Consider the following 25,964-nt stretch of genomic DNA (forward strand, 5'->3'; position numbering starts at 1 on the left):
CTTGATTCAAATATAGTTAATAAATTTTTGTTATTTATATTTGAAAAAATAGAGTATCGAAGTGAGAGGTAAGTAAAATCCTTACATTCTATTAGAAGTAAAAAATAACGATATTATCCTATCTGAAAGATTTCTCCTTCTTAATCAGTTTACAACGAGAGAGGTCATACAAGTTATATGAATTAAGTTATAAAAACAATGGTAAAGGAGTGTACGGAATGAAAACTAAAATAATTACAGGATTATTAGTCACATCCATTGTAACTGGAGGAAATATTCCTATCAATACTCTGGCAACACCAATCGTTCAAGCGGAAACTCAACAGGAAGGCATGGATATTTCCTCTTCATTACGAAAATTAGGTGCGCAATCTAAATTAATCCAAACGTATATTGATCAATCTTTAATGAGTCCTAATGTACAGTTAGAGGAAGTCACAGCTTTAAATACAAATCAATTCCTAATCAAACAAGATATGAAGGAATGGTCATCGGAACTCTATCCACAGTTAATTCTATTAAATTCAAAAAGTAAAGGATTTGTAACAAAATTTAATAGCTATTACCCGACATTAAAATCGTTTGTAGACAATAAAGAAGATAGAGAAGGGTTTTCGGATAGACTTGAAGTACTTCAAGAAATGGCTATGACGAATCAAGAAAATACGCAACGGCAAATCAATGAATTAACAGATCTTAAATTACAGCTTGATAAAAAATTAAAAGATTTTGATACCAATGTGGCAACTGCTCAAGGCATACTAAGTACAGATGGAACAGGAAAAATAGACCAGTTAAAAAATGAAATATTAAATACCAAAAAAGCAATTCAAAATGATTTACAGCAAATTGCCTTAATACCAGGGGCTTTAAATGAACAGGGATTTGCTATATTCAAAGAAGTTTATAGTCTTTCAAAAGAAATTATTGAACCAGCTGCTCAAGCAGGGGTGGCAGCGTATAACAAAGGAAAAGAAATTAACAACTCTATTCTAGAAGCAGAGAAAAAAGCAGTGCAAGAAGCAACAGAGCAAGGTAAAACTGCTCTAGAGATTGAATCAGCAAAAAAAGCAGCTCGTGAAGCAATTGAGAAAAGCAAACAAGGTGAAATAGCAGCCGCAGCCGCAGCAAAAACACAAGAGTATGACCTGATGAAGGTCATTGATACCGAAAAGATTAAGAAAACATTTGGCGTTTTTGCTGAAGTAAATAAATTAACAGCAGAACAGCGAGCATATTTAGATGATTTAGAGAAACAAAATCAAAAAATATATGATTTAACAACGAAACTATCAATAGCTGATTTACAAAAATCAATGCTTCTTCTTACACAAAATGATTTGCATACGTTTGCAAATCAAGTAGATGTAGAACTTGATCTACTAAAGCGCTATAAAGAAGATTTAAATCTAATAAAAAATAGCATTACAAAATTATCTACTAATGTTGATACAACTAGCGAGCAGTCTCAAAAAGATACATTAAGACAATTAAAAAATGTAATAAGTTACCTTGAAGAACAAGTATATAAATTTTAATATTGCGTTTTTTCGGAATTCATAAAGATTATAAGCATTTAGCGAAAGAAGGAGAATAGTCATGAAAAAATTTCCATTCAAAGTACTAACTTTAGCTACATTAGCAACTGTTATAACTGCTACTACCGGTAACACTATTCATGCATTTGCACAAGAAACGACCGCTCAAGAACAAAAAGTAGGCAATTATGCATTAGGCCCCGAAGGACTGAAGAAAGCATTAGCTGAAACAGGATCTCATATTCTAGTAATGGATTTATACGCAAAAACAATGATTAAGCAACCAAATGTAAATTTATCTAATATTGATTTAGGCTCAGAGGGGGGAGAGTTGCTCAAAAATATTCACCTTAATCAAGAGCTATCACGAATCAATGCGAATTACTGGTTAGATACAGCGAAGCCACAGATTCAAAAAACTGCTCGTAATATTGTAAATTACGATGAACAATTTCAAAATTATTACGACACATTAGTAGAAACTGTACAAAAGAAAGATAAGGCAGGTCTAAAAGAGGGTATAAATGATTTAATTACTACAATCAATACAAATTCAAAAGAAGTTACAGATGTGATTAAGATGCTACAAGACTTCAAAGGGAAACTATATCAAAATTCTACAGATTTTAAAAATAATGTTGGTGGTCCAGATGGGAAAGGTGGATTAACTGCAATATTAGCAGGTCAACAGGCAACGATTCCACAACTTCAAGCTGAAATTGAGCAACTTCGTTCTACTCAGAAAAAACATTTTGATGATGTATTAGCATGGTCAATTGGTGGTGGATTGGGAGCAGCTATTTTAGTTATTGCAGCTATTGGAGGAGCGGTTGTAATTGTTGTAACTGGTGGTACAGCAACACCGGCTGTTGTTGGTGGACTTTCAGCTCTTGGAGCAGCTGGTATCGGTCTAGGAACTGCGGCTGGTGTCACGGCATCTAAGCATATGGACTCCTATAACGAAATTTCTAACAAAATCGGAGAATTAAGTATGAAAGCAGATCGTGCTAATCAAGCAGTTCTTTCGCTTACTAACGCGAAAGAAACATTGGCATATCTGTACCAGACTGTAGATCAAGCGATATTGTCTCTAACAAATATTCAAAAGCAATGGAATACAATGGGCGCAAATTATACAGATTTACTGGATAATATCGATTCTATGCAAGACCACAAATTCTCTTTAATACCGGATGATTTAAAAGCTGCTAAAGAAAGTTGGAATGATATTCATAAAGATGCAGAATTCATTTCAAAAGACATTGCTTTTAAACAGGAATAGAACTGAAAATGAAAAATTATATTGGAGGAATATAAAATGATGAAAAATATCCCGTACAAACTAATCGTCGCATCGGCTCTTTTAACTATGACAGCAACTTCTGTAGTCTCACCAGTAGCAACTTTTGCAAGTGAAATTGAACAAACGAACAATGGAGATACGGCTCTTTCTGCAAATGAAGCGAGAATGAAAGAGACCTTGCAAAAGGCTGGATTATTTGCAAAATCTATGAATGCCTATTCTTATATGTTAATTAAGAATCCTGATGTAAATTTTGAAGGAATTACTATTAATGGATATGTAGATTTACCTGGTAGAATCGTACAAGATCAAAAGAATGCAAGAGCACATGCTGTTACTTGGGACACGAAAGTAAAAAAACAGCTTTTAGATACATTGACTGGTATTGTTGAATATGATACCACGTTCGACAATTATTATGAAACATTGGTTGAGGCGATTAATACAGGGGATGGAGAAACTTTAAAAGAAGGAATTACAGATTTACGAGGTGAAATTCAACAAAACCAAAAGTACGCACAACAATTAATAGAAGAATTAACTAAATTAAGAGACTCTATTGGACAAGATGTTAGAGCATTTGGAGGCAATAAAGATCTTTTGCAATCGATTCTAAAAAACCAAGGTGCAGATGTTGATGCAGATCAAAAGCGTCTAGAAGAAGTATTAGGATCAGTAAACTATTATAAACAATTAGAATCTGATGGGTTTAATGTAATGAAGGGTGCTATTTTGGGTCTACCAATAATTGGCGGTATTATAGTGGGAGTAGCAAGAGACAACTTAGGTAAGTTAGAGCCTTTATTAGCAGAATTACGTCAGACCGTGGATTATAAAGTAACATTAAATCGTGTAGTTGGAGTTGCTTATAGTAATATTAATGAAATGCACAAGGCACTTGATGATGCTATTAACGCTCTTACTTATATGTCAACGCAGTGGCATGATTTAGATTCTCAATATTCGGGCGTTCTAGGGCATATTGAGAATGCAGCTCAAAAAGCGGATCAAAATAAATTTAAATTCTTAAAACCTAATTTAAATGCAGCGAAAGATAGTTGGAAAACATTACGAACAGATGCCGTTACATTAAAAGAAGGAATAAAGGAATTAAAAGTGGAAACAGTTACTCCACAAAAATAGGGAAATATTAATTCTGTTGTAAAGTGAACTAAAACATAGAAAGTCTATGATTACACTGTTAAACAGAAAAGTACTAATTAATAAATCCTTATATAACAGAAAGGCGGAGTCTCATTAAAGACTTCGCCTTTCAATTATATATAAGTATGATTCGAATAAAAAATAACCTTGTAGTTTAATTGCTTTTTTAAAATTTGCAACAGAATCGGTTAATTTGAAGCAGATTATATACATTTTCTTTAATACTTAATGATTTGAAGGCTGCTAAAGAAAGTTCAAACGATACTGATAAAAGATGTAGAACTCATTTTGAAAGACATCGCTTTTTAATAAGATTAGAACTTGAAACCATACCTTATATAGGAGGAATACGAAATGATGAAAAAAATCCCTAATAAACTACTCGCTGTATCAGCGTTTTTAACTATAACAACTACTTATGCAGTCATACCACTAGAAACTTTTGCAATTGAAATTGAACAAACGAACAATGAAAATATATCTCTTTCAGCAAATGAAGAACAGATGAAAAAAGCTTTGCAAGATGCTGGTTTATTTGCAAAAGCTATGAATGAATATTCTTATTTGCTAATTAATAATCCAGATGTGAGTTTTGAAGGAATAACTATTAATGGAAATGCAGATTTACCTAGTAAAATTGTACAAGATCAAAAGAATGCAAGAGCACATGCTGTTACATGGAATACACAAGTAAAAAAACAGCTTTTTGATACATTGACAGGCATTATAGAATACGATACAAAATTTGAAAATTATTATGAAACATTAGTAGAGGCGATTAATAATGGAAATGGAGATACTTTAAAAAAAGGGATTACAGATTTACAGGGGGGAATTCAACAAAATCAAAAGTCTGCAAAAGCATTAATAGAAGAATTAATTCAATTAAAAAATGCTATTGGAGAAGATGTTAGAACATTTGGAAGTCATAAAGAGACATTGCAATCGATTTTAAAAAACCAAGGTGCTGATGTGGAGGCTGACCAAAAGCGTCTAGAGGACCTTTTAGGACAAGTAAAATATCAGAAAGACATAGAATCTAAGGGATTAGACATGGTGAAAATCCCCTTTATTCCAACCTTGATTGCTGGTGGCATCATGATAGGTGATGCAAGAGGTAAGTTAGGTTGGCTAGAACCTGAATTAGCAAAATTGCGTCAGACTGTAGATTATAAAATAACATTGAATCGTGTAGTTGGAGTTGCATTTCATAATATTAGTGATATGCATAGTATGCTTGATAGTGCTATCACTGCTCTTACTTATATGTCTACGCAATGGGAGGATTTAGATTCTCAATATTCGGGTGTACTGGGACATATTGAGAAAGCTGATCAAAAAGCTGATCAAAATAAATATAAATTCTTAACCCCTAGCTTGAATGCAGCGAAAAACAGTTGGAAAACATTAAAAACAGATGTTGTCACTTTGCAAGAAGGGATAAAAATTGCAGAGAAAAAAGAACAGGATTTTTTGAATCAGCTTCGTCCATCAAATGTTTTCTACTTTTATAAAAAAATTCATAACGCATACACTTTTGAAATAAAGACTGGAACAAATGCGCCAAATGCGTCTTATAAAGTTATGAATTTAACTAAAAACACTGTTCATAATATGTGGAGTGGAGAGGCTAATACTAACATGTGGGCTGATTGGCTTTCATTCAATCCAAATGATGAATTTGCGGTAGTAGCAGTAGTGGATGGTAAAGAATATGTTGTATATAAAGACAAAGTACAAAATATAATGAACTGAATCTGAAAAGTAACGAAGTAATTAAAGCTGGACAATAAACTAGACATCAAGTTAATTTGAAAATCTCCTTAAATCCTAGAATACTTTGCTCAAGAAAAAGAATTTGTTCAACGAAAAAGTAAATATTGAACCATGGAGTTAGTTGTATTATGTGTATGGTTTTACCGAACGGTTTCAAGTACATTACGCATACAATTATGTAGTTATCCTGAAGCATCTACAGGTGTTCTTATCGACCCTGAAGAACTACTTCGCTTCCTAAGTGGAGTAATTTTATGCAAAATTAAGTGAACGTTTTTGTACATAGATTAGTTGACATTTATATAGGTTTTTTCCATTTTCAAAGATAGATTTGTTTTTTGTGTTATTTTTTAAAAATTACGGCTGAAATTTCTATATTTATGACTCGGCATATAATCATTATTCGATGAAATGACATACCACGTCCCTTAGAGTTTCAGACATATTACGATAACTTAAAGAAAAAAGATAATAGTAGTCAACGGTTACTATTATCTTTTTTGAACTATTTTTCATTAAAATATCTCATCTGCTGTTCGCCTTATTTTCTTTTCTAGATTTTATCCTAGTTTAAATTTTATGCATTTGAACTGTTTATACTATTTGTAGGATTTTTAGTTTTTTTGTCGAATACACTTAATGCAAGGAGGGACATTACATGATTATTAAAGATTATTTCATCAATCTTTCTATTTTTTCTTTATTAGTTAGCGCAGCAATATTTATTCAAGTGTTTACAATTAATTCTAGTCGATATTTCGAAAAGCTCTATGGAGGGATTATTGCAGTTACGTTAATGTTCTTTTCTTTTCCATACATGGGATTTTCCTACGATCTTCGAATTGTTCCTCTTATTCTATCTTTTATTTACTTTGGCCGTATTGCTGGTTGGATTACGTTAATTAGCATAATTTTAATGCGTATATTTTACATTGGAGGGTATTGGGAACCTCCTGTGATTGCTTATTTATGTATGGGAATTCTATTTTCTAATTTTAAAACTTATTTTAAAAAACTACATCCTTTTAAAAGTGCATCTTTATATTTTTCTGTTTTTATTGGAATAAAGTGGTTAGTTGGCGTATTATTTAATATTACATTACTTTACAAAGGAGGCTTATTATATATAGCGTTAGGACTTTTAATTGGGCTATTTCTTATGGAAGCCTACCAGAGATTGTATTATTTAACACGGGACTTATCTAAAATGAATCGAGAATTAAAAAAATCGAAGCAAGAACTTACAGATACCGTACATGAGCTTCAAGGAGGAATTTTTAAATTTAAAAAAGTGGGTAAGCACTTTATACACACTTTATGTGATGGACAGTTTTATTATCAAAACGAATTTTATTCTGAACAGGTGGTAGGAAAAAGCTTACGTACTATTGATGCTTCTATTGTTCCTCCACATTTAGTTCCACAATTGATGAAGTACTATCTTAAGGCATGGGAAGGAAAAGAAATTATATTTGAATTACCTTGGCCAAATGATAAAACTATTATTCTTATTGCGCTTAGGCCGATTAAAAGAAATGGACAAGTTATTGAAGTTGTTGGTTCTACAGTTGATATAACCGAAAGGAAAAAGGTAGAATCAGAATTAAGCGCTACCAAAGAATTATTAGAATCATTTATAAAGCACAATCTAGATGCTATTACCATTTCTGATCGAGAAGGGCATATTTTACAAGCCAATAAAGCTTATGAAAAGATATTTGGGTGGTCATCACAAGAAATCATAGGTAAGAGATTACCTTGTGTACCAGATTTTTTAATGGAAGAATCGCTCAAAAATATTCAGAAAATTCTAACAGGTGAATCGGTGGTTACTAGATTAGAAACTGTTAGACAACGGAGTGATGGGAGTCTTCTTGATATCAGTCTGACAGTTTCTCCTATACTAGATGTAAGAGGAAATGTGATAGCTTTATCAGCAATATGTAGAGACATCTCTGAAAGAAAACAAGCAGAAAGAGAACGGCATCGATTACACCAGCAACTAAGAGATAGTGAAATGAAGTACCGTGCACTAATCGAACAAGCAACTGATGCGGTATATGTAGTAGAGCTGAATGAAGATAATGCTCCAAGTCGATTTATTGAGGTAAACCCTGTTGGGTGTAGAAGATTTGGATATAGTAGAGAAGAGTTGCTCTCATTATCATTTTCAAATATAGTACCACAAGATTCTCAAATAATCGTAAGGTTATTAGAAAAAATTAAAAAAGGACAAACTTTCTTCACTTTGCAAGATGAATATGTTTTTCCAACAGGAAAAGTAATAACAACTGAGTTTAGTGTTCGTGTTTTTAACTTAAATGGTAAAAAAGTTTTTCTAAGTATTTCTCGTGATATCACTGAACGGCTAAAAACAGAAGAATTATTACGAAAATCTGAAAAACTTGCTGTTGTAGGACAATTAGCGACTGTAATGGCTCATGAGATTAATAATCCATTAACTGCAATGAAAGGGTTCATGCAATTACTAAAATCAACGGAAAATGAGAATAATCAGGGTTATATTAATATAGTATCATCAGAGATTGAGCGTATAGAGAGCATAACAACTGAATTTATGGCGGTAGCCAAACCACAGGTAGTAAAAATGCAACCTAATAACATTAGTGTGCTAATGGATCAAGTTTTAATGCTACTACAACCTCAAGCAATGATGCATAATATAAAATTTAGAATCGATCTTAACCCTGGTATTCCATTGATTTCATGTGAAGGAAATCAATTAAAACAAGTATTTGTTAATATATTAAAAAATGCAATTGAATCTATGCCGATGGGAGGGGAAATTCTGATTCAAATAAATATACTTGATAATAATCAAGTAAGCATTCGTTTTATCGATCAAGGGTGTGGGATTCCAAAAGAACGTATACCATACCTCGGAGAACCTTTTTATAGTATTAAAGAAGAGGGGATTGGCTTAGGATTAATGATCTGTTATAAAATCATTGAAACACATCAGGGAAAGATATTTATTAAGAGTGAAATGAATAAGGGGACTACAGTTGAAGTCACTCTCCCTATTTGTACACTTCAAAATTAAGATATTCTCTTACTGAAATTTTTTAAGAAACCATACAGAATGTAATGCCAATGTTACTTAATGAAATAATAAAGAGAAGAACACTGGTAAATGTACCCTATAGAATAGACACTTGAAAAAGCCTGTTATAAAAACATCCTTTCTTTAGAACCAAAAGAAAGGATGTTTTTAATATTGTAATTTTTCTTGGAGACATTTCAAATTTTTACTTGTAATACATTTTTTAACTAATTTTGGTTAAGTTAGTTAAAAAGGCATTATTTTTAATGAGCATATTGACATATAAATATCCCTCATTTTTAAAATAGAAATTTCTAAAAACTATATATAGGTTCTTTTTGAAAGGAAGGGTATTATCAATTGAAACCACATGAAAGAATATCTGTTTACTCTATAGAATCTTTGCAGGATTTAATGAAATTACTAAAAAATCTAAAGATTTTATAACGTTGGAAATTGCTTCTAATAATTCCGCTATAGTCATTTCATATTTTAGAACATTAATCGATGTAAATATATTTCATGAAGAGGTTTTGACTTATATAAAAGAGAAGAGCTTCGATTCGTTACAAGATATTCAGTCTGTATTACCCTTTGAGAATTCAAAAATAACAAATCAAATGGAAGATATTCAGGATAGTATTTTAAATGGCTATATACTTATTCAGTTCAATACAGATAAATTAAATTGTTTGTTAGTAAATGTGTCAAAGAAAGAAAAAAGAGATATTTCAAAAGCAGAAATTGAATACAATATTGTGGGTCCGCAAATCGCATTTGTCCAAGATTTAGATGTAAATTTAAATTTAGTACGTAGAAAACTTTCAACACCTTATTTACAAATGAAGGAATTGAAAGTAGGATCTCTCTCTAACACAACTGTTGCGATTGTATATGTAACGCGAATTTCATGAATCATTATTTGTAGTCGAACTGTTCCTTAGGGCAATTTAGAGTAGACTTGAAACAGCATAGATTCACTTAAGCTGAATATCTTATTGTAGAGGCAATCTTTATTACATGGGGGAGTCTGCATGGGATACTTAATACCTGTTGAATCTGATGTAAGAATTTTTGTAGAAGATATAAATCCGAAAGGTAAGAAAACAATACTTTTTATACATGGTTGGCCATTAAACCATAAGCAATTCGAATATCAGTACAATGTACTTCCAGCAATGGGATATCGATGTATAGGCATTGATTGGAGGGGGTACGGCAATTCAGACAAACCATATAGTGGATACAATTTTGATAGATTGGCAGATGATATAGCAGTAGTAATTAAAGCGTTACAGCTTAAAGATGTCACACTAGCAGGACACTCCACAGGTGGTGCAATTTCAATTCGTTATATGGCTCGTTATCAAGGATTTGGAGTATCCAAATTAGTCCTAATTGGTGCTGCATCTCCGACTAGTGTGGAAAAAGAGATTGCGAATAAGTTCATTACAGACACACTGAATGATCGCCCTAATATGTTGCAGGGTGTAACAAATCAATTTTTCTTTCAGAAAATCACTGGACCATTTTCCGAATGGTTTCTACAGTTAGGATTGGAAGCGGCTAGTTGGTCGACAGCTGCGATTATGAGAACATTGAGAGATGAAAATGTGTATAGCGATCTTGGTAAAATAAATGTACAGACGCTAATTATTCACGGTATTCACGATAAAATTGTTCCATTTACTAAAGGAGAAGAGACGCAAAAATTATTGGGAAATGCACAACTTGTACCTTTTCAATTCAGTGGTCACGGTACATTCTGGGAAGAGCGGGAAAAGTTTAACCAGGTTTTAATCCAATTTATTGGATGATAAAATACACTATGTAATATGTACGTAGGCTAAATAGTAAGTAATAAAAGGTACGCACTTGATTAAAAACTCTATTCTGAGAGTTCCTTTTATTTTCAGCTATTCACTTCATCCAAAGTTGTATGAGAAGGCGATAAGCCTTACCGATACACATTTACTAAAGGTATAAAGGAACAATAAAGGATAAGTATGGTATAAGAAGGGGAAAGTTGTTCTGCTTTATCCGCGAATGGCTCTAGTTTTGAACCAAATAGTGAGGCGTTAAGATGATGGGATTGATTATAGTATCTCGATATATTGAAGAACAGACACGTAAAGAATTAGCAGGTACAATGGCGTACGATGAAATTGAGTATGAACTATCCAAACAGTATCAACGGTTTACTAAGGATTACGAACAGTATAGATTACAAAACCCCTGTATTAAGGGGATTTTGTTTTTTTACATGACGAAATGCTTAAAAACATAATATAAAGATTAAACATGTTTGATTTTCATCCATGTTTAATCTTTATAGACATCCATTACTTTAAACGTTTGACAAACGAGCATTAAGTCTGGAGTAAAAGTAAGTCCATACCGACTTAATTCCCAAGTGAAAAATTTAACGTGCTCACTATACCAATAATCATAGCTTAAATCTCCTTCACCCTCAGATCTTGCAAAATTACTTGTTACTTCATTCATTTTTAGTAAATCAATCTTTGTATATTTTATAATTGCTAATGGATTATTGTCTCCATCCAATACAATATCGTACTGACCAACTTTTTGAATTTCTTCCCCTTCAAGCTCATAAACACAATGTGCAGCGCATGTTCCTGTTTTGATTCCTTTAACTACTAAACTTCCTAATTCATCTCCCATTTCTTTGGAACCATCTCCAAACATCCATGCATCTGGAACACTCATGTTTAAGTCATTTTCTTTAGAGTACATATACCAATATTCTTCTATCTTATTAACTGACATCTGTCACTCATCTCCTTAATATTTAAATATTTTGAATTTAACACACGGCATATTATCTGTCAATATTTTAGAAGAACTTGCAATACAACTACATCGATAAATTTTTTTGTAAAATAAAACTCTTCATAATCATATTTCACATTCTGTAAACTCATGCAAATAAAGAAAACTGGTACTGTTATTATGCTGAAATTGTAATGGGAAAGTAAAATGGTTGAAAAGTACACGTTATAAATGGATTTATTTACCAATAATATTTTCTTTGTTTCGTAGCATATTAAACGTACAGGAGGTGATATGTGATGGCAAACAATCGTAATAACTCTTTAGTGGTTGCAGGTGCAGAAAGCGCACTGGATCAAATGAAATATGAAATTGCACAAGAATTCGGCGTACAATTAGGTGCGGATTCAACTGCAAGAGCGAACGGCTCTGTAGGTGGAGAAATCACAAAACGTCTCGTTGCTATGGCAGAACAGCAACTTGGTGGATATAACAAATAATGCTAGGTATAAAGTAGAAAAAGGAGAGATTATTTCTCTCCTTTTTTGTTTTGTATTCGATTATAAATAGTATATTTGTTATCTTTCTTGTCTCTCATTATTTGTTTCTTCCAGCCACTTAGAAACGGATTCTTGCATACGAGATTCTAATGATTGTATTATTTTATTTGATATAGCAAGTGCTTGATCCGCATACTTATTCGGGAACATGTTGCGCAAAGTAGGTTCATTTTCAGCACCATCTCCTGGTTCACGGTAATCTTCAATGATGTAATCATCCCCATTTTTTGTGACTGTCACACGGACTGGAAGTAAATGTCCTGCTTGAGGAACTGTCTGTGTTTCGCGGTTATATCCTTGCATGAGGGAATGGAGGTAGACATACATTTTTTCATCCTTCATCTCAGTTCCATAGATTACATGCGTCTCAAATTGTTTTTCTGTATGATTTAATTTGTCTTGATTCCAGGCAATGATACTTTCTGAAATAAGGGAATCTAGTTTGCTGTTAAGCGGAATATCCGTTACATCCTTTACCTCATTTTGGACAGAATCACACCCTGTTGCAATGAAAACGAGTATGACAATACTTACGGTAATTATTATCTTTCTCAAAATCTTATTTTCATATGTTAATGCAAAACGTCTGCTCATCAATTCACTCCATTTCTCTTTGTGCTAATCATCCACTGACATAACTCTTTTATATGACAATAGTAAAATCGTCTTCAAACTAGAAACTTATTCTATCCAAGGAAATATATTGAATTATATAATACATACTATACATTCTTACACATAACGGGAGAGACTCTATGAGAAAAGTTATAATGTATTGCGGGATCTTTATTATGATTCTTTTAAGCGGTTGTATCCGATTCGGAAAAGACATTACAGATACAATCTATCTCATTCCTGAAGCATACGAAGGAGACCTTTTGGTTATATACAATGTTCCAGGAGCTGAGTTGTTGCCAGAAGAAGATGGATTTCGTGTCGTCACTTTTTCTGCAGACGGGACCGCAGTTACATCTACAGCCGATATGAAATATGGGGAAGTCAATGACACGTATTACACGGTTAACAAGGAAGGTAAGCACACCAAACTTGATGAAAGCTGTATACGCGTTGGTTCAAATGGAGGCACTACTGAAAACATTGGTAAAGAAAATGAGCATACATTCTCATACGCGAAATTGGCAGTTACAACTAGTGCTTGCTCACAAAGCTTCTCATCATACGGGAGAGAAGTACCAGAAAATCAAGAACATCCTGTAGAGAAGAAACTGAGGGAATTATTGGTGCTCGTAAAAGAGCAGTATATGAAAGTGAAATACTAAATTTTCAAAAGGGTGAATGGATGATGTTAGGAATAGGGTTGATTGTAGTAGGCGTTTTACTTGTCAGCGTTGTATCTTACCGAGAAATAAAGAAAGCAGGGGGCGTAACCTGGATTGAAATTCTAGTATATCCCTTTTTATTATTAATAGGCGCGTTACTCGAACATTTTGATCTGCCAGAGTTTTTAATATTTTTAGGTTTGGTATGTATTGTTTTTGGTAGCTGTATGGTCATGGGCGTCAATATTCTATAACATTAAGAGCAAAGCATCTAGTTCAGATGCTTTTTTATTTTATTTTGTAATTTTTATTTTTAATGTCTATCACACTAGTTAGCCAGACATACAGGGTTCCAAGTGCTGGTAAAAAACTTAGCAAGTTGAATGTATTCTCTATAATATAGAATGAAATAAAAATGGAGGAAAAATAAATAGACAATGGAAGAAAAATGTATACGTCACGTTTTAAAGATTTTAAACTTTGCACTTTATTCACCTCAGCTTTTCTGGCATTATGTTTTAAATAAGAACCCGTAAATTTGCAGATTCTCCTGGTGATGATTTTAAAATATGTAACTTAGTTTTAATCATAGAATGTATTGAATCACTATAAAAATCAAATATTAATTTTCTAAAGAATCCTATACAAACCTTATTGCGTTAGAAATACAGACCTAATTATAACCGTTGTAAATGAATCCAATTAGATTTCGGCCATCCAGTATCCGCATCATAACTAGTAACACATCCTGTCATCCCTTTTAAAATACCAACATGGATTGTTGCATCCGCATTAACTGTTACAATTTTCATCACATTCAGCTCCGTTTCGATAATATGCTTTGACTTCCCGCGTGATCATTTATTCGTTAGATAACAAAAACGCACCGTAACCCAGTGCGTTTCAGACAAATATACCTATATGTTTTACTTTGTAATTTGGAAGGAGCCACCATAATAATATGAATTGTCTACTTTTAGTACTGCCACATATGTACCTGGTGTATAAACCGTTGTAATTGGTGTTTTGAACCTAGAATAGTAGTGGTGTCCAGCCTCACCTGCAGAAATGGTTTTGTAGCGTTGCAATTTACCTTCTCCGTTCAATCGATAAATCTTTACAACACCTACATCTTTTCCGCCTATATATACCGTCGTATCAAACGTATCACCTTGTTTTAACGTACCAGGGGCTAATTCTTGTAGATAGTCCACGTTGTGATGCAATAAGAAATACGTCTGCCATGGCCAATCATCCACAACAGCTGAAGCTTGCTTAATCGTATTTACTTCAGCGCGCGCTTTATCAGGTAGCGTACTGTCTAAAACGATAAAACCCGAAAAGGTTAAGGCACCGATTAAAGCAAATGAACATAATTTTTTCATATTAAATTCCTCCCGTTTATCTGACATTGTCATAGTCCACTTACAGGTATTAGGTTGTCATCCATTAATTGGATTATTATTCTAAAATCAATATATCATTTTCTTTTAATTTAATCAAATTAGAATTTTCTAACAAGTGATAAGGATAGATAAAATTCCATCTTTCTCCGTTTTTTCTATCATACAGAAGAAAGAACAGAGGCGATAAAGAAATTTTATTCCGCTCTCTTTTCAAATTAACAACATTTCCCGTTTGTACGGTACGAGACTATATTAAACATAAAATAGACACGAAAGGGGATTGGAATTAGCGAATATTTACATGGAATCTAGGAGATGCAAGCTCAACATTTCATAACGGATCGATGGTTCCATTTCAACAGACTCCGAATCCGATAGTAATTTTATTCTATTTATTCACGAGGTAACGGAAGAGAATTTAGAAGAACTTGCTACAATTGCTCATCAGTATATAGAGGAGACCATCCATTGTTACAATTACGGCATTGTAGAAGAAATAGGTTAAAAGAATAAAACATACTGTTCCAAATTAATATTCCGTGTGTTTTTTGAACATATACCCCTTGTTTTATGTATATATTGAATATATAAATATATTGTGTTATGATATGAATTAGAAACTCGCGTGTTTCAAATACAACATTTTTATCTTCTTGATGACCTCTTATCTTTCCGTAAGAGGTCTTTTTTTATCCCTTCGTATTGCATAGCCGTTAAAATACTATGAAAAGATACTTGAGACTACTACACTGTGATATTCTCTAGTATTTTTTCTTTATCCATATTATCTATTGTTGGGTAAACGATGAATTATTACTTTTTGTATAATTTTCATACATCCTGTAAATACGTTATTTTTTAGTAGGCAATTAAAATTTACATACATATGTAGCAAGTTTTTTTCTTAACGTACGAAATTCTCGTTATGCATCACTATCAACTTAAGATTATGTATCTTAGGATGAAAATAATTCTATCTCTCTATTCATTTATTTGAAGATTCTTAAAACTCTTGCGATAAAATGTAAATGTATTTATAATTATAGTTAGTTAAGCTAACTAATTATAATTAGTTTTTCAACACAGGAATAGAGCAATAAAAAACAAGAATCTGAAGCAAATTTGTCAATCTATAGAAAGATTCCCCAAAGAATAGAGCTGTACGCAGAATGAATTAAAAAAAACGGCAGCAAAGGAAACTGATTCAATGGTAGCTAAGCTTGATTTACTTATGTTATGAGTATCTGATAATGCACGAGACAAAGAAATGGTATTTCGCTAATTACTTACTTTCTGTGCTTTTTGTGCATCATTAATTTAGGAGTAAAGTATTGGAAGGTTATTAAATAAAATACATGTAAGTATAAAAGCTAAAGTTGGAGAAGGTAGATAAATACGTTGGATTATTAAATTCAACTTATTTTTACGGAATAAAAGTTAGTTTAACTTATTATAAGTTAAACTAATTTAAATGAAAGGAGGTGAAAATTGTTTATAATTTGTCTTAGTAATAATACAAATTACTTAAATATGCTGATTTCTATGGAACTTAAGAAATTTGGAACAAATAACAAGGAGGGTTTAATTAATGAATATTTCTAAAGAAAATAATCCTATATTGGCGGTCGTTAGCTCCAGCGGTAATCAAATCCATTTCTTCAATGCGAAAAATTTTGAAAGAATAGGGGTTATAGATTCTCCAGTTACAGAACCTCATGAATTATGTTTCGATTCTAAGCGTCAATTGTTATATGTAAGTATTACTTATCGCTCAGGTTTTTATAGAAATAATCCGGAAAAAAGCCATGAAATTTTAGTTATCGATATTGATCAATTTAAAGTAATTGATATCATTGATATCTTGCCGGAATTTGCACCACATGGTTTAGTTTATAATGAAAAAAAGACTTATTGTATGTAAGTGTTGAATCTGGTGAAGGAGGAATTTTAATTATTAATCCTAACACGAGAAAAGTGCTAGATAGAATCTCTACAGAAGCAGCAGGTGCACATTGGTTTGTTACGAATCCAGATGGTACAAAAGGATATTCCTCTAATAAAGAGGCGCCCTTTATATCGGTTTTAGATACACATGATAAGGAGTTAATTGGAAAAGTATCTATGCCCTATGGTAGTGAAGAACTAGCTATTTCTCCTAAAGGTAATCGAGTTTACATCCCTTCACCATGTTTACTTGGAGACTACAAAGAGGAGCAACCTACACTTAGCATCATTAATACAGAAACCGATAAAATTATAAAGACAAAATCATTTTCAGATTTAATTACTCCGGTTCATGTAACGAATGATGGGAAAGTATTGGTAGGACATACGCGTTTTCAGAATAAGAATGGAGAGAGAACAAGAAATATGTTTTCTCCAGCACCAGGGTATGTTTCTGTTCTTGATGGAGAATCGTTAAATGTGTTAGGTACAATAGAAGTAGATTTACTCCCAATTACAATGCGTTCTTCTACGGACGGAACGGTTGGATTTGTTTCTAACCTTAGATCAGGGACAATAAGTGTATTAGATTTAGTTAATTACAAGAATGTTCATACCATTGAAGTTGATCCAGGAGATCGAAATGCAGATCCTTCTGTAAATCAAGGAGCTCACGGTATAGCATATATAGAAAGATAAAATAAGAAAACGCTATTCTTTTTGTAGAAATTTACAGAAAGTATGGCGTTTTTTTGTATCTATTAATTTCTGATGAATTCCAATTAGGTCTATTTTTTTAAAATATGGAACAATGTCATTACTTACACTGTCTATTAAGCGTTAAAACATTTTTTATTAAATAAATTAAGAAAGGAATCATCATTTTTAAATAAGGGAGAAGATTGAATTGAAAAAATTATGGATGCTGCTTTTCGTTTGTGTTGCAGTTATGTTGGTAGGATGTAATAAAAACGAACCGCCAAAACAAGCATTTGAAGAATATATCAATTTATGGAATGATAAAAAATTTGCAAATATGTATGATCATTTATCAGATCATGCAAAAAAATCGATTTCTAAAAAAGAATTCACAGAAAAATATCAAAAAATCTATGAGGGGATTGGAGCTAAGAATTTAAAAGTTAAAATGAAAGGAGAGAATATGAAAGATAAAGAGCTTTTTCTTTTTGAAGTTAAGATGGATACGGATGTAGGACCAGTTTCATTCATCCACGAAGCAAAACTTGTGAAAGATAAAGAATCTTGGAAAATAGATTGGACACCAGACTTCATTTTCCCAGGTATGAAAAAAGATTACAAAGTACGTATGCAAATAGAGCAAGGAAAACGCGGAGAAATATATGATCGCAATGGAAAAGGGCTTGCAACGAATGGTAAAGCAACTGAGGTTGGAATTATTCCAGAGAAACTAGGCGAAACAGCAGCGCAAACGAAAGAAATAGTAGCACAATTACTTGATATGTCTATAGAAGAGGTCGAACAAAAGCTCACAGCAAAATGGATAAAACCAGACTCCTTTGTACCAATTGGTATTTTAAAAGAGGGAACTAGACAGAATGATTATATTGAATTAGAAGGAGTTTCATCTCGCCCAGTAAATATTCGTACGTATCCATTAGGTGAAGCAGCGGCACACTTAACTGGATATATAGGAAAGGTGAATGCGGAGGAGTTAAAATCACTTCAAAAACAAGGTTATCAAGCGGATGATTTAGTAGGTAAGACCGGTTTAGAGAAAGTGTTAGAAAATAAATTGCGTGGTGAAAAGGGGGGACGCGTATTTATAGAAGATGAGAATGGGAAAGAGATTAAAAACGTAGCAAAAAAAGAAGCAAAAGAAGGAGAAAATGTTACGTTAACAATTGATGCTGCAATTCAAGAAAAAATCTTTAATGAGATGAAAAATGAAGCAGGGTCTAGTGCAGCAGTCAATCCTAAAACAGGTGAAACAATCGCACTTGTAAGTAGCCCTGCTTATAATCCAAATATAATAGTTAGAGGAGCAGCGAAAGCCCAACGAGAAGCATGGAGTAACGACTCGAAACTACCAATGACGAATCGCTTTACACAAGCATTTGTACCAGGTTCCGTATTTAAAACGATCACAGGTGCAATTGGTTTGGAAACAAACACAATAAATCCGAAGGAAGAATTTAAAATTCAAGGATTGAAGTGGACAAAAGATTCGTCTTGGGGAAATTACTATGTAACGCGTGTAAAGGATGCAAGTCCAATTGATTTTGATAAGGCAATGAAGTACTCTGATAATATTTATTTTGCTCAACAAGCTTTGAAAATGGGAAAAGATCAGTATGTAAAGGAATTTAAAAAGTACGGATTTCATGAAAAATTACCAATCGAATACGAATTTCCTATTTCAATCATTGCAAAAGATGGGATAAAAAACGATATTCAACTAGCAGACACGGGCTATGGACAAGGACAAGTATTAATGACGCCACTTCATTTAGCATTAACATATGCACCGATTGTGAATGAAGGGAATATTCCGTCGCCACATCTTTTAAAAGAAGCAAAAGTAGCAGGGAATTGGAAAGAAAATGTGGTTTCTAAAAAGAATCAAGAGATATTAAAGAGTGCATTAATCAAAGTCATTAATGACCCTGATGGTGCAGGGAGAATTGCAAAGGTTGATGGTGTAACGCTTGCTGGTAAAACTGGTACAGCAGAACTGAAAGAGTCGAAAGAAGCAGACGGAAAAGAACTGGGATGGTTCGCAGCTTTCGATGCAAATGCGCCAGACATGATTGTTACAATGATGATTGAAGATGTAAAAGGAAGAGGAGGAAGTAACGTTCCAGGTGAAAAAGTAAAACATGTATTTCAGAAATAATACTTAATTATAAGGTGAATTTTTTGACTAAATTTATTACATGTTTGCTTAACTCAAAGATATAAATTGGGGAAAATATAGAACAATTAAATTTCAAAAAAGCATTCTTTCTAATCGAGAATGCTTTTTTACTGCGACTCTAGAAAGTTAATACCTTATCTTAATTTTCATTTCTAAAAAGTTGGCATTGCTAATGGTAAATAGAAGAGTATAGCAAATTGAAATGGACAAGTGGAGTGTTACGTTAAATTCAAAAAACAGATTTTCATGAGTAGAATTTTATCATTGTATGCTTTACTTGTTTTTTAGTAGTATTATTCTGCTTGAAAAAAGATAAACAATGGAACAAATGAAACTTGTATCTTGTCTATATATTGAAACCATAATAAAAGTGAGGGCAGTTTTTATGTTTATTCAAATAAGTTTGAGGTGTGGAAATGGAACAGACGTTTATTGAAAAGTGTAATCATGATGAGCTGGATTATGTTATAAAAGACTATTGGCAAGATGTATGGAATTATTCATTTATTATTACGAAAGATCCACACTTATCAGATGATATCACACAAGATGTATTTATAAAGGTGTTTAAAAATTGGAATTCATTTCGAAAGGAGTCATCTGTTAAAACGTGGATATTAAAAATCACAAGAAATACGGCAATAAACTATTTGAAATCCTCCTATTTTAAAAGGATATCTTTAATAGGATTTTTTAGTGACGATAAGCAATCCCTGTCAGCAGAACAAGAATTTTTTAACCAAGAAGAGATGAATGAGGTGTGGAAGGTTGTATTAAAACTACCTAAAAAGCACCGTGAAATAATTATATTGGACGCAAAATATGAATTATCATATGAAGAAATGGCTGAAACATTAGGAGTATCCATTGGAACTGTAAAATCGAGATTAAGTAGAGCGAGAAGTAAGGTTTCAAAACTAATAGGGGAGGGTAGTAGTGATGAACAATAAACAAAATCCTGACTGGTATAGTAAATTGAAAAAAGGCCCAATGAAGCATCGGAAAGATGAAGAAGAATTTATTTATAAAATAAAGCAATCGGTATATCAAAATAGTGAAGTGGATTCTGTAACAAATAAGAGACCATTTAGTAAAAAAGTATTGCCTGTTGTAGTTGTGTTGATTTGTACAATGTTATTTTTTATTGTTCAACAACCTTGGCCTGATGATAATAAATCACCAGTACAAAGTAGTACTCAAATTAAGCCTAAAACAAAAGATGAGTCTGCTCAAGATCCATCATTAAAACAATTTATGAATGAACTCTATCAAAGTACGAACTCAAAAAATGAAAATGACCTGTACAAAGCGTTAAATGATGAAGTTCTATTTAAAGGGAAGAGTTATAAAAAGGATGAACTGAAGTTTGATGAAGATATTTTTCATGAGTTGCAAGTCGCTCTTACAATGGGGGGAGAGTTTGCAAATGATACAAAAAAAGTATACAAAGTACCAAGTGGATTGACAGAAAGTAACCAACCAAAGCAAGCGCATTTTATATATGCAACTGTTACTGGAAACAAAACGAAAATTTTAGCTGAACCAAACCGAGAATCAAAAGTTTTATATGAAGTATCTAATGAAATGGTAAAAGCTTGGATCCCGGAAAAAGTGCAGAATGATGGATATATAAAAATATCGACTATTAACGGTGATACTACTGGATATGTACAAAAAAAGTATATTTTAACTGATATTAAATATTCTTTCATGTTCGAAAAGAATCATGAAGGTATATGGGAAATAACGAATATAGAATCTATATGGTAAAAGAGGAAGGTTCACTTTAATGAACCTTCCTCTTTATCTTTATCCTTCTTTTGAAGTATATTCCAAGACTTTAAAACTTCTGATGTAACGAGAGCAGCGATGTTTTTTTCTGAATTACTACCAGGAATAACGACAGAAACGGCAATTTGTGGATCTTCAGTAGGAGCATAAGCAATGAAAAGAGAATGATTTATCATTCTTTCTTGCTCATTTGGAAAACCTGTAATACCTGTTTTACCTGCGACGTCAAAGGGCAACTTTTTAATTTCCTCTATATTTTGACTCATTCCACCTTGCACGACACTCCAAAAGTTCATCGGATAACGATTTGAACTTTCTAAAATGGGTTTAAACTTTTTTGTTTCCTTACCATCTTGATCAATAATGGCACTTACGATTTGAGGTTTATATTTATCACCTTTACTTGCCAATGTTGCTGCATATTGAGCGAGTTGAAGAGGGGTATGCACTTCATTTCCTCCCCAAGAGGCGTTTAATAAAGCGGAGATTCCATTTTCAAACTTATTAGATGGATGGAATTCATATTGTCCGTCTTCTTCAAAGGGTAAATCAATCCCGGTTTTAGAACGTAGGCCGAATTGCATTAAATAATCTGTCCATATATGTGCCACTTTTTCTATATTCCCATTATTTTGGTTGAATAGGGGCAGAGCTACTTTTGCTGTCATAAATGTGTTAGATGAATTAATGATAGCCTGCCTCGGTGTAATCTCACCTGTTGGCGTTCCAGGTGCATTCGTAATGTTATTTTGATTATCATACTGAAAAGTCCCTTTATCTAAATAAGTATCTTCGGGTTGGAAAAGCTTTTCGTTTAATCCAATTAAAATAGTGAGTGGTTTTATAGTAGAAGCCATATTTACATAAGATTCACCATACTTTAATTTTTGAATTGCTTTATTTTGCGAAAGAGAGTTAATGTTTTCTTTTCTAGAAGATACACGTGTATTTAATATATTTGGATCAAAAACTGCCGTGTTGGCCATAGTTAAAATTGCGCCAGTTTTTGCATCGCTTACTACAGCATAACCAGCTTTAGCATCAGGTGTTTTCTTAATTTGAGATCTTAATGCTTCTTCTGCCTTTTGCTGCAACTCAGAGTCTAAAGCTAGCCGTACATCTTTACCTTTTTGTACTTTTTGAATATTCCATAAGAATTTTTTATTATTCAATTTAAAAATAAGAGTTTTACCTGGTTTTCCTTTTAAATCATTTTCATATTGCAGCTCAATCCCGCTTTTTCCAACAGCCTTATGCTTTGAATTAAGGTCATTTTCTACATACCCAATTACTTGTGAACCAATTTCGTGTTTAGGATAATATCGAATCCATTCATCTTTAATTATTACATTATTGGGTTTGTTTTTGTTTATGAATGCAAGTTCATTCTCAGTTATATCAGAGTATAACGGTATATCATTCATAGTCTGCTTTTTACAAGATTGTTGTAATTGAGATTTTATGTTCTCTGTAGAAATATCATGTTGAAACTCGCTTGAAAATTGATTAAAAAAAGCTAATGTGTTTGATGTATCTTGTTTCGATAGCTTTTCGTCATTAGAAGTGCAATATAGAGACTTAACTTTTTTATTTGTAGCTAGTATTACACCATTTTGATCAAAAATCTTTCCTCTTTCAGCTGAAGAAGTTGCGATAGTAATTGAAATGAAGTTGATTTTTAATAAAATTAGTAAAATCAAACCTACGATAGAAAAAACCGCAAAAAATCTCCATCTTTTTATATGTAACATATAACCCTCCCTTATGTAGCCTATTTCATCTTATATTTAATTATTTTTTTTGTAAATGTGGAACAACTTTATTGTTTAGGTTGTCTATTAAGTATTACAGCATGAAGAAAGGAATAATTAGCATGAAAATTTACTAGCAAGTTTATATGTAAGTTTTATAAGAGTCATTATACAGTTTAGCACTTCTCATGCAAGTGGCAAAAAAATAGAGAGAAAACAGGAAGGGAGAGTTATTAATTCCGTAGCTAAACGAAAAGGAATGGTTGCTTACAAGGATTAAGCAAAAAATTGAGGCGATATTTATAACCGATTATCGGTATCTAATATATAAGGAATGCTTTTAGTATTTGTAGCAATTTCTGAAAGGATTAAATGGAGGATTTATGAAAGAACAAAAAGGCAAGAAGCAGAAGACATATATATCTAATCGATTAAATATAATGTTCCTTTGCATATTTGTACTATTCTCAGCTATTATTATGCAGCTAGGAAAGGTACAAATCGTTGAGGGAGAGGCTTATAAGAACCAAGTGGAAAGTAGTCAAAATGCAATAACTAGTATTCCAGTTCCACGTGGACAAATTTTAGATCGAGAAGGGAAAACAGTTGTTAATAATAAATCTCTTCGCACAATTACGTATACAAGGGTGAAGGGAATTACGAGTGAAGATATTTTAAAAACAGCAAAAGACTTGGCGAAAGTACTTGAAATGCCTGAACAAGATATAAATAAATTAACAGATATCGATAAAAAAGATTTTTGGATGCAGTTGAATTCGAAACGTGCGGAGACAAAGATTACTAAGAAAGATATAGAAAAGTTTAAAGAAAAGGGTATAGAGGGAAAAGAGTTAGATAAAAAAATAGAAGACTTAAGACGAGGTCGTGTTACAGAGGTAGAATTAGCAGAATTAACAGCACAAGATTTAAAGGTGTTAGCTATTAAAAGTAAAATGAGTTCAGGTTATCAACTAACACCACAAATCATTAAAAAAGATGTAACAGATGAAGAGTATGCGCGGATAAGCGAAAATCTTGCGAATTTTCCAGGAGTAGATGCAACTGTTGATTGGGAACGTAATTATGTAAACGGTAATTTATTTCGTTCTGTATTAGGAAATATTACGAGTAGTGAAGAAGGATTACCGAAAGAAAATTTAGATTCTTATTTAGTACGTGGATATAACCGTAATGATCGTGTTGGAAAAAGTTATATTGAACAACGATATGAAGATGTATTACACGGCACAAAAGAAGAAGTGAAAAATATTACTGATAAATCAGGAAACATTGTTAGCACAGAAATAATCTCTAAAGGAAAAAGTGGTAATAGTTTAACATTAACGATTGATATGGAATTACAAAAGAAAGTGGAAGAAAGTATAGAGAAAAACTTGAGAGCTTTTAAGAGTTCAGAGCCACTGCTCGATCGAGCTTTTGTTGTCATGACGAATCCAAATAACGGACAAATTTTATCAATGGCAGGCAAAAAGATTGTAGAAAAAGAAGGGGAAATAGAGGTTGAGGATTTGGCATTAGGAAACATGACAACTTCGTATGAGCTAGGGTCAGCTGTAAAAGGTGCTACTTTATTAACTGGATATGAGACAGGCGCAATACATCCAGGAGATCAATTTTATGACGCGCCGATGAAATTTAAAGGTACACAAGCTAAGAAATCGTGGAATGTATCCGGATTTGGTAATATTAATGATTTACGGGCTTTACAAGTATCTTCAAATGTATACATGTTCCAGACAGCTTTAAAAATTGCGGGAGTTAATTACGTACCAAATGGCTCATTGGATATTAAACAAGGAGCATTTGATACGATGCGCTATTATTTCAAGCAATTTGGTTTAGGTGTCCCAACAGGTATTGATTTACCGAATGAAATAATTGGACAAACGAGAAAAGTAGATAGTCAACCTGGGTTTTTACTAGATTTTTCTATCGGTCAGTATGATACGTATACGCCGTTGCAATTAGCGCAATATATTTCAACGATTGCGAATGGTGGTTATAGAATGCAACCTCAAATTGTACAAGAAATACGAGAACAATCAATAAAAGAAGAGGTTGGCAAAGTTATACGTTCCATAGAGCCTGTCGTATTAAATCGAATTGATATGAAGAAAGAACATATTGATCGGATAAAAGAAGGGTTTAGATGGGTATTCCAAGAAGGTGATGGAACTGGCGTGAAATATTTCAAAAACGCGCCATATAAACCAGCAGGAAAGACAGGAACAGCCCAAACTGTATATGGTGGAGATGACCCGATTGGTAGAAATGCAAAAGGAGAACGTATGGAATGTTACAATTTAACGTTAGTTGGATATGCTCCATATGATAATCCAGAAGTAGCATTTTCCGTAGTAGTTCCATGGCTTCATGATGATAAAAATGGAATTAATTCTATAATCGGAAAGGAAGTATTAGATGTATACTTTGATTTAAAACAGCAACGTATACATGGTGAAGCTACTAGTACAGGTAGTTCTAAGCAAAATTAGAGTACTTTTCTCAGGGAAAGACCCTGTTCATATAAAGCCATTTATAAGTAAAAAAATGAAATATGAAATAGGAGATAGAGGCGTCGTAGCTACTATCTCTTATTTTGTTAATAACTCTCATACTAGCTATAATTTTTTTAGTTTATGGAACAAATTTGGTTCGGTGATTGTCTATTATGTGT

At 32.7% G+C, this 25,964-nt stretch carries 21 protein-coding genes and 1 pseudogene; 17 read left to right on the forward strand and 5 right to left on the reverse strand.

The features are described from left to right. Positions 1-218 precede the first annotated feature (218 nt). The 8 genes and pseudogenes from hblC (at position 219) to N2V79_RS12170 (ending at position 11,132) form a co-directional block, all read left to right on the forward strand. Positions 219-1,538, forward strand: coding sequence for a hemolytic enterotoxin HBL lytic component L2 (gene hblC / locus N2V79_RS12130; protein WP_078401515.1), 1,320 nt, complete (start codon positions 219-221; stop codon positions 1,536-1,538). Between the two features lie 61 nt (positions 1,539-1,599). Further along, on the forward strand, positions 1,600-2,820 hold the full coding sequence (gene hblD, locus N2V79_RS12135; RefSeq protein ID WP_000714435.1) for a hemolytic enterotoxin HBL lytic component L1: 1,221 nt from the start codon (positions 1,600-1,602) through the stop codon (positions 2,818-2,820). A gap of 36 nt (positions 2,821-2,856) precedes the next feature. Continuing rightward, positions 2,857-3,984: a hemolysin BL binding component B gene (gene hblA / locus N2V79_RS12140; RefSeq protein WP_000977258.1), complete on the forward strand. Its 1,128-nt coding sequence runs from the start codon at positions 2,857-2,859 to the stop codon at positions 3,982-3,984. Between the two features lie 375 nt (positions 3,985-4,359). Continuing rightward, the gene (gene hblB, locus N2V79_RS12145; RefSeq protein ID WP_340719899.1) at positions 4,360-5,760 is read left to right on the forward strand and encodes a hemolysin BL regulatory component HblB; all 1,401 of its coding nucleotides are present in this window, start codon (positions 4,360-4,362) and stop codon (positions 5,758-5,760) included. Positions 5,761-6,439: 679 nt separating this feature from the next. Then, positions 6,440-8,845 carry a PAS domain S-box protein gene (locus N2V79_RS12155; RefSeq protein WP_340719900.1) on the forward strand — a complete coding sequence of 802 codons (2,406 nt, stop codon included), beginning with the start codon at positions 6,440-6,442 and terminating at the stop codon, positions 8,843-8,845. A 360-nt stretch (positions 8,846-9,205) separates the two neighbouring features. Further along, a pseudogene (locus N2V79_RS12160) lies at positions 9,206-9,753 on the forward strand (spore germination protein); the annotation flags it as partial. 126 nt (positions 9,754-9,879) lie between these two features. Next, positions 9,880-10,662, forward strand: coding sequence for an alpha/beta fold hydrolase (locus N2V79_RS12165; protein ID WP_053564469.1), 783 nt, complete (start codon positions 9,880-9,882; stop codon positions 10,660-10,662). Between the two features lie 266 nt (positions 10,663-10,928). Next, on the forward strand, positions 10,929-11,132 hold the full coding sequence (locus tag N2V79_RS12170; RefSeq protein WP_016081592.1) for a hypothetical protein: 204 nt from the start codon (positions 10,929-10,931) through the stop codon (positions 11,130-11,132). 35 nt (positions 11,133-11,167) lie between these two features. On the opposite strand, the gene N2V79_RS12175 is transcribed toward N2V79_RS12170, so the two are convergent. After that, entirely contained in the window at positions 11,168-11,635 is a 468-nt protein-coding gene (locus tag N2V79_RS12175; protein ID WP_053564468.1) for an ASCH domain-containing protein, read from the reverse strand. A gap of 302 nt (positions 11,636-11,937) precedes the next feature. On the opposite strand from N2V79_RS12175, the gene N2V79_RS12180 reads away from it, so the two are divergent. Next, positions 11,938-12,138 carry an alpha/beta-type small acid-soluble spore protein gene (locus tag N2V79_RS12180; RefSeq protein ID WP_000002881.1) on the forward strand — a complete coding sequence of 67 codons (201 nt, stop codon included), beginning with the start codon at positions 11,938-11,940 and terminating at the stop codon, positions 12,136-12,138. 78 nt (positions 12,139-12,216) lie between these two features. Here the strand turns inward: N2V79_RS12180 and N2V79_RS12185 are convergent, their stop codons facing one another. Then, positions 12,217-12,792 (reverse strand): hypothetical protein, encoded by a 576-nt coding sequence (locus N2V79_RS12185; RefSeq protein ID WP_053564467.1) that lies wholly within the window; start codon positions 12,790-12,792, stop codon positions 12,217-12,219. 161 nt (positions 12,793-12,953) lie between these two features. Here N2V79_RS12185 and N2V79_RS12190 point away from each other — a divergent pair, with 161 nt between their 5' ends. Next, entirely contained in the window at positions 12,954-13,478 is a 525-nt protein-coding gene (locus tag N2V79_RS12190) for a DUF6843 domain-containing protein (RefSeq protein ID WP_340719901.1), read from the forward strand. Positions 13,479-13,498: 20 nt separating this feature from the next. Next, positions 13,499-13,732, forward strand: a complete 234-nt coding sequence (locus N2V79_RS12195) for a hypothetical protein (RefSeq protein ID WP_002152897.1) — start codon at positions 13,499-13,501, stop codon at positions 13,730-13,732. 423 nt (positions 13,733-14,155) lie between these two features. Here the strand turns inward: N2V79_RS12195 and N2V79_RS12200 are convergent, their stop codons facing one another. Next, positions 14,156-14,290 carry a hypothetical protein gene (locus N2V79_RS12200; protein WP_255288170.1) on the reverse strand — a complete coding sequence of 45 codons (135 nt, stop codon included), beginning with the start codon at positions 14,288-14,290 and terminating at the stop codon, positions 14,156-14,158. 114 nt (positions 14,291-14,404) lie between these two features. Beyond that, the gene (locus tag N2V79_RS12205; RefSeq protein WP_023521971.1) at positions 14,405-14,863 is read right to left on the reverse strand and encodes a DUF5065 family protein; all 459 of its coding nucleotides are present in this window, start codon (positions 14,861-14,863) and stop codon (positions 14,405-14,407) included. A gap of 1,609 nt (positions 14,864-16,472) precedes the next feature. On the opposite strand from N2V79_RS12205, the gene N2V79_RS12210 reads away from it, so the two are divergent. The 5 genes from N2V79_RS12210 (at position 16,473) to N2V79_RS12230 (ending at position 21,494) form a co-directional block, all read left to right on the forward strand. Beyond that, positions 16,473-16,805, forward strand: coding sequence for a YncE family protein (locus N2V79_RS12210; RefSeq protein ID WP_340719902.1), 333 nt, complete (start codon positions 16,473-16,475; stop codon positions 16,803-16,805). Then, positions 16,796-17,527, forward strand: coding sequence for a YncE family protein (locus tag N2V79_RS12215; RefSeq protein WP_340719903.1), 732 nt, complete (start codon positions 16,796-16,798; stop codon positions 17,525-17,527). The genes N2V79_RS12210 and N2V79_RS12215 overlap by 10 nt, the downstream gene beginning before the upstream one ends. A 208-nt stretch (positions 17,528-17,735) precedes the next feature. Further along, complete coding sequence (locus N2V79_RS12220; RefSeq protein WP_340719904.1) at positions 17,736-19,703, forward strand: penicillin-binding transpeptidase domain-containing protein; 1,968 nt, start codon at positions 17,736-17,738, stop codon at positions 19,701-19,703. Between the two features lie 437 nt (positions 19,704-20,140). Further along, positions 20,141-20,674 (forward strand): RNA polymerase sigma factor, encoded by a 534-nt coding sequence (locus tag N2V79_RS12225; protein WP_053564459.1) that lies wholly within the window; start codon positions 20,141-20,143, stop codon positions 20,672-20,674. After that, on the forward strand, positions 20,664-21,494 hold the full coding sequence (locus tag N2V79_RS12230) for an anti-sigma factor (protein WP_098852516.1): 831 nt from the start codon (positions 20,664-20,666) through the stop codon (positions 21,492-21,494). The genes N2V79_RS12225 and N2V79_RS12230 overlap by 11 nt, the downstream gene beginning before the upstream one ends. 11 nt (positions 21,495-21,505) lie before the next feature. Here the strand turns inward: N2V79_RS12230 and N2V79_RS12235 are convergent, their stop codons facing one another. Then, on the reverse strand, positions 21,506-23,266 hold the full coding sequence (locus N2V79_RS12235; protein WP_071730009.1) for a peptidoglycan D,D-transpeptidase FtsI family protein: 1,761 nt from the start codon (positions 23,264-23,266) through the stop codon (positions 21,506-21,508). Positions 23,267-23,649: 383 nt separating this feature from the next. Between N2V79_RS12235 and N2V79_RS12240 the strand changes: the two genes are divergently transcribed. Continuing rightward, on the forward strand, positions 23,650-25,782 hold the full coding sequence (locus N2V79_RS12240) for a peptidoglycan D,D-transpeptidase FtsI family protein (protein ID WP_340719905.1): 2,133 nt from the start codon (positions 23,650-23,652) through the stop codon (positions 25,780-25,782). The last annotated feature ends 182 nt before the right edge of the window (positions 25,783-25,964 follow it).

Origin of the sequence: Bacillus sp. CH_70 (assembly GCF_038007045.1) — a bacterium.
GTDB lineage: Bacteria > Bacillota > Bacilli > Bacillales > Bacillaceae_G > Bacillus_A > Bacillus_A cereus.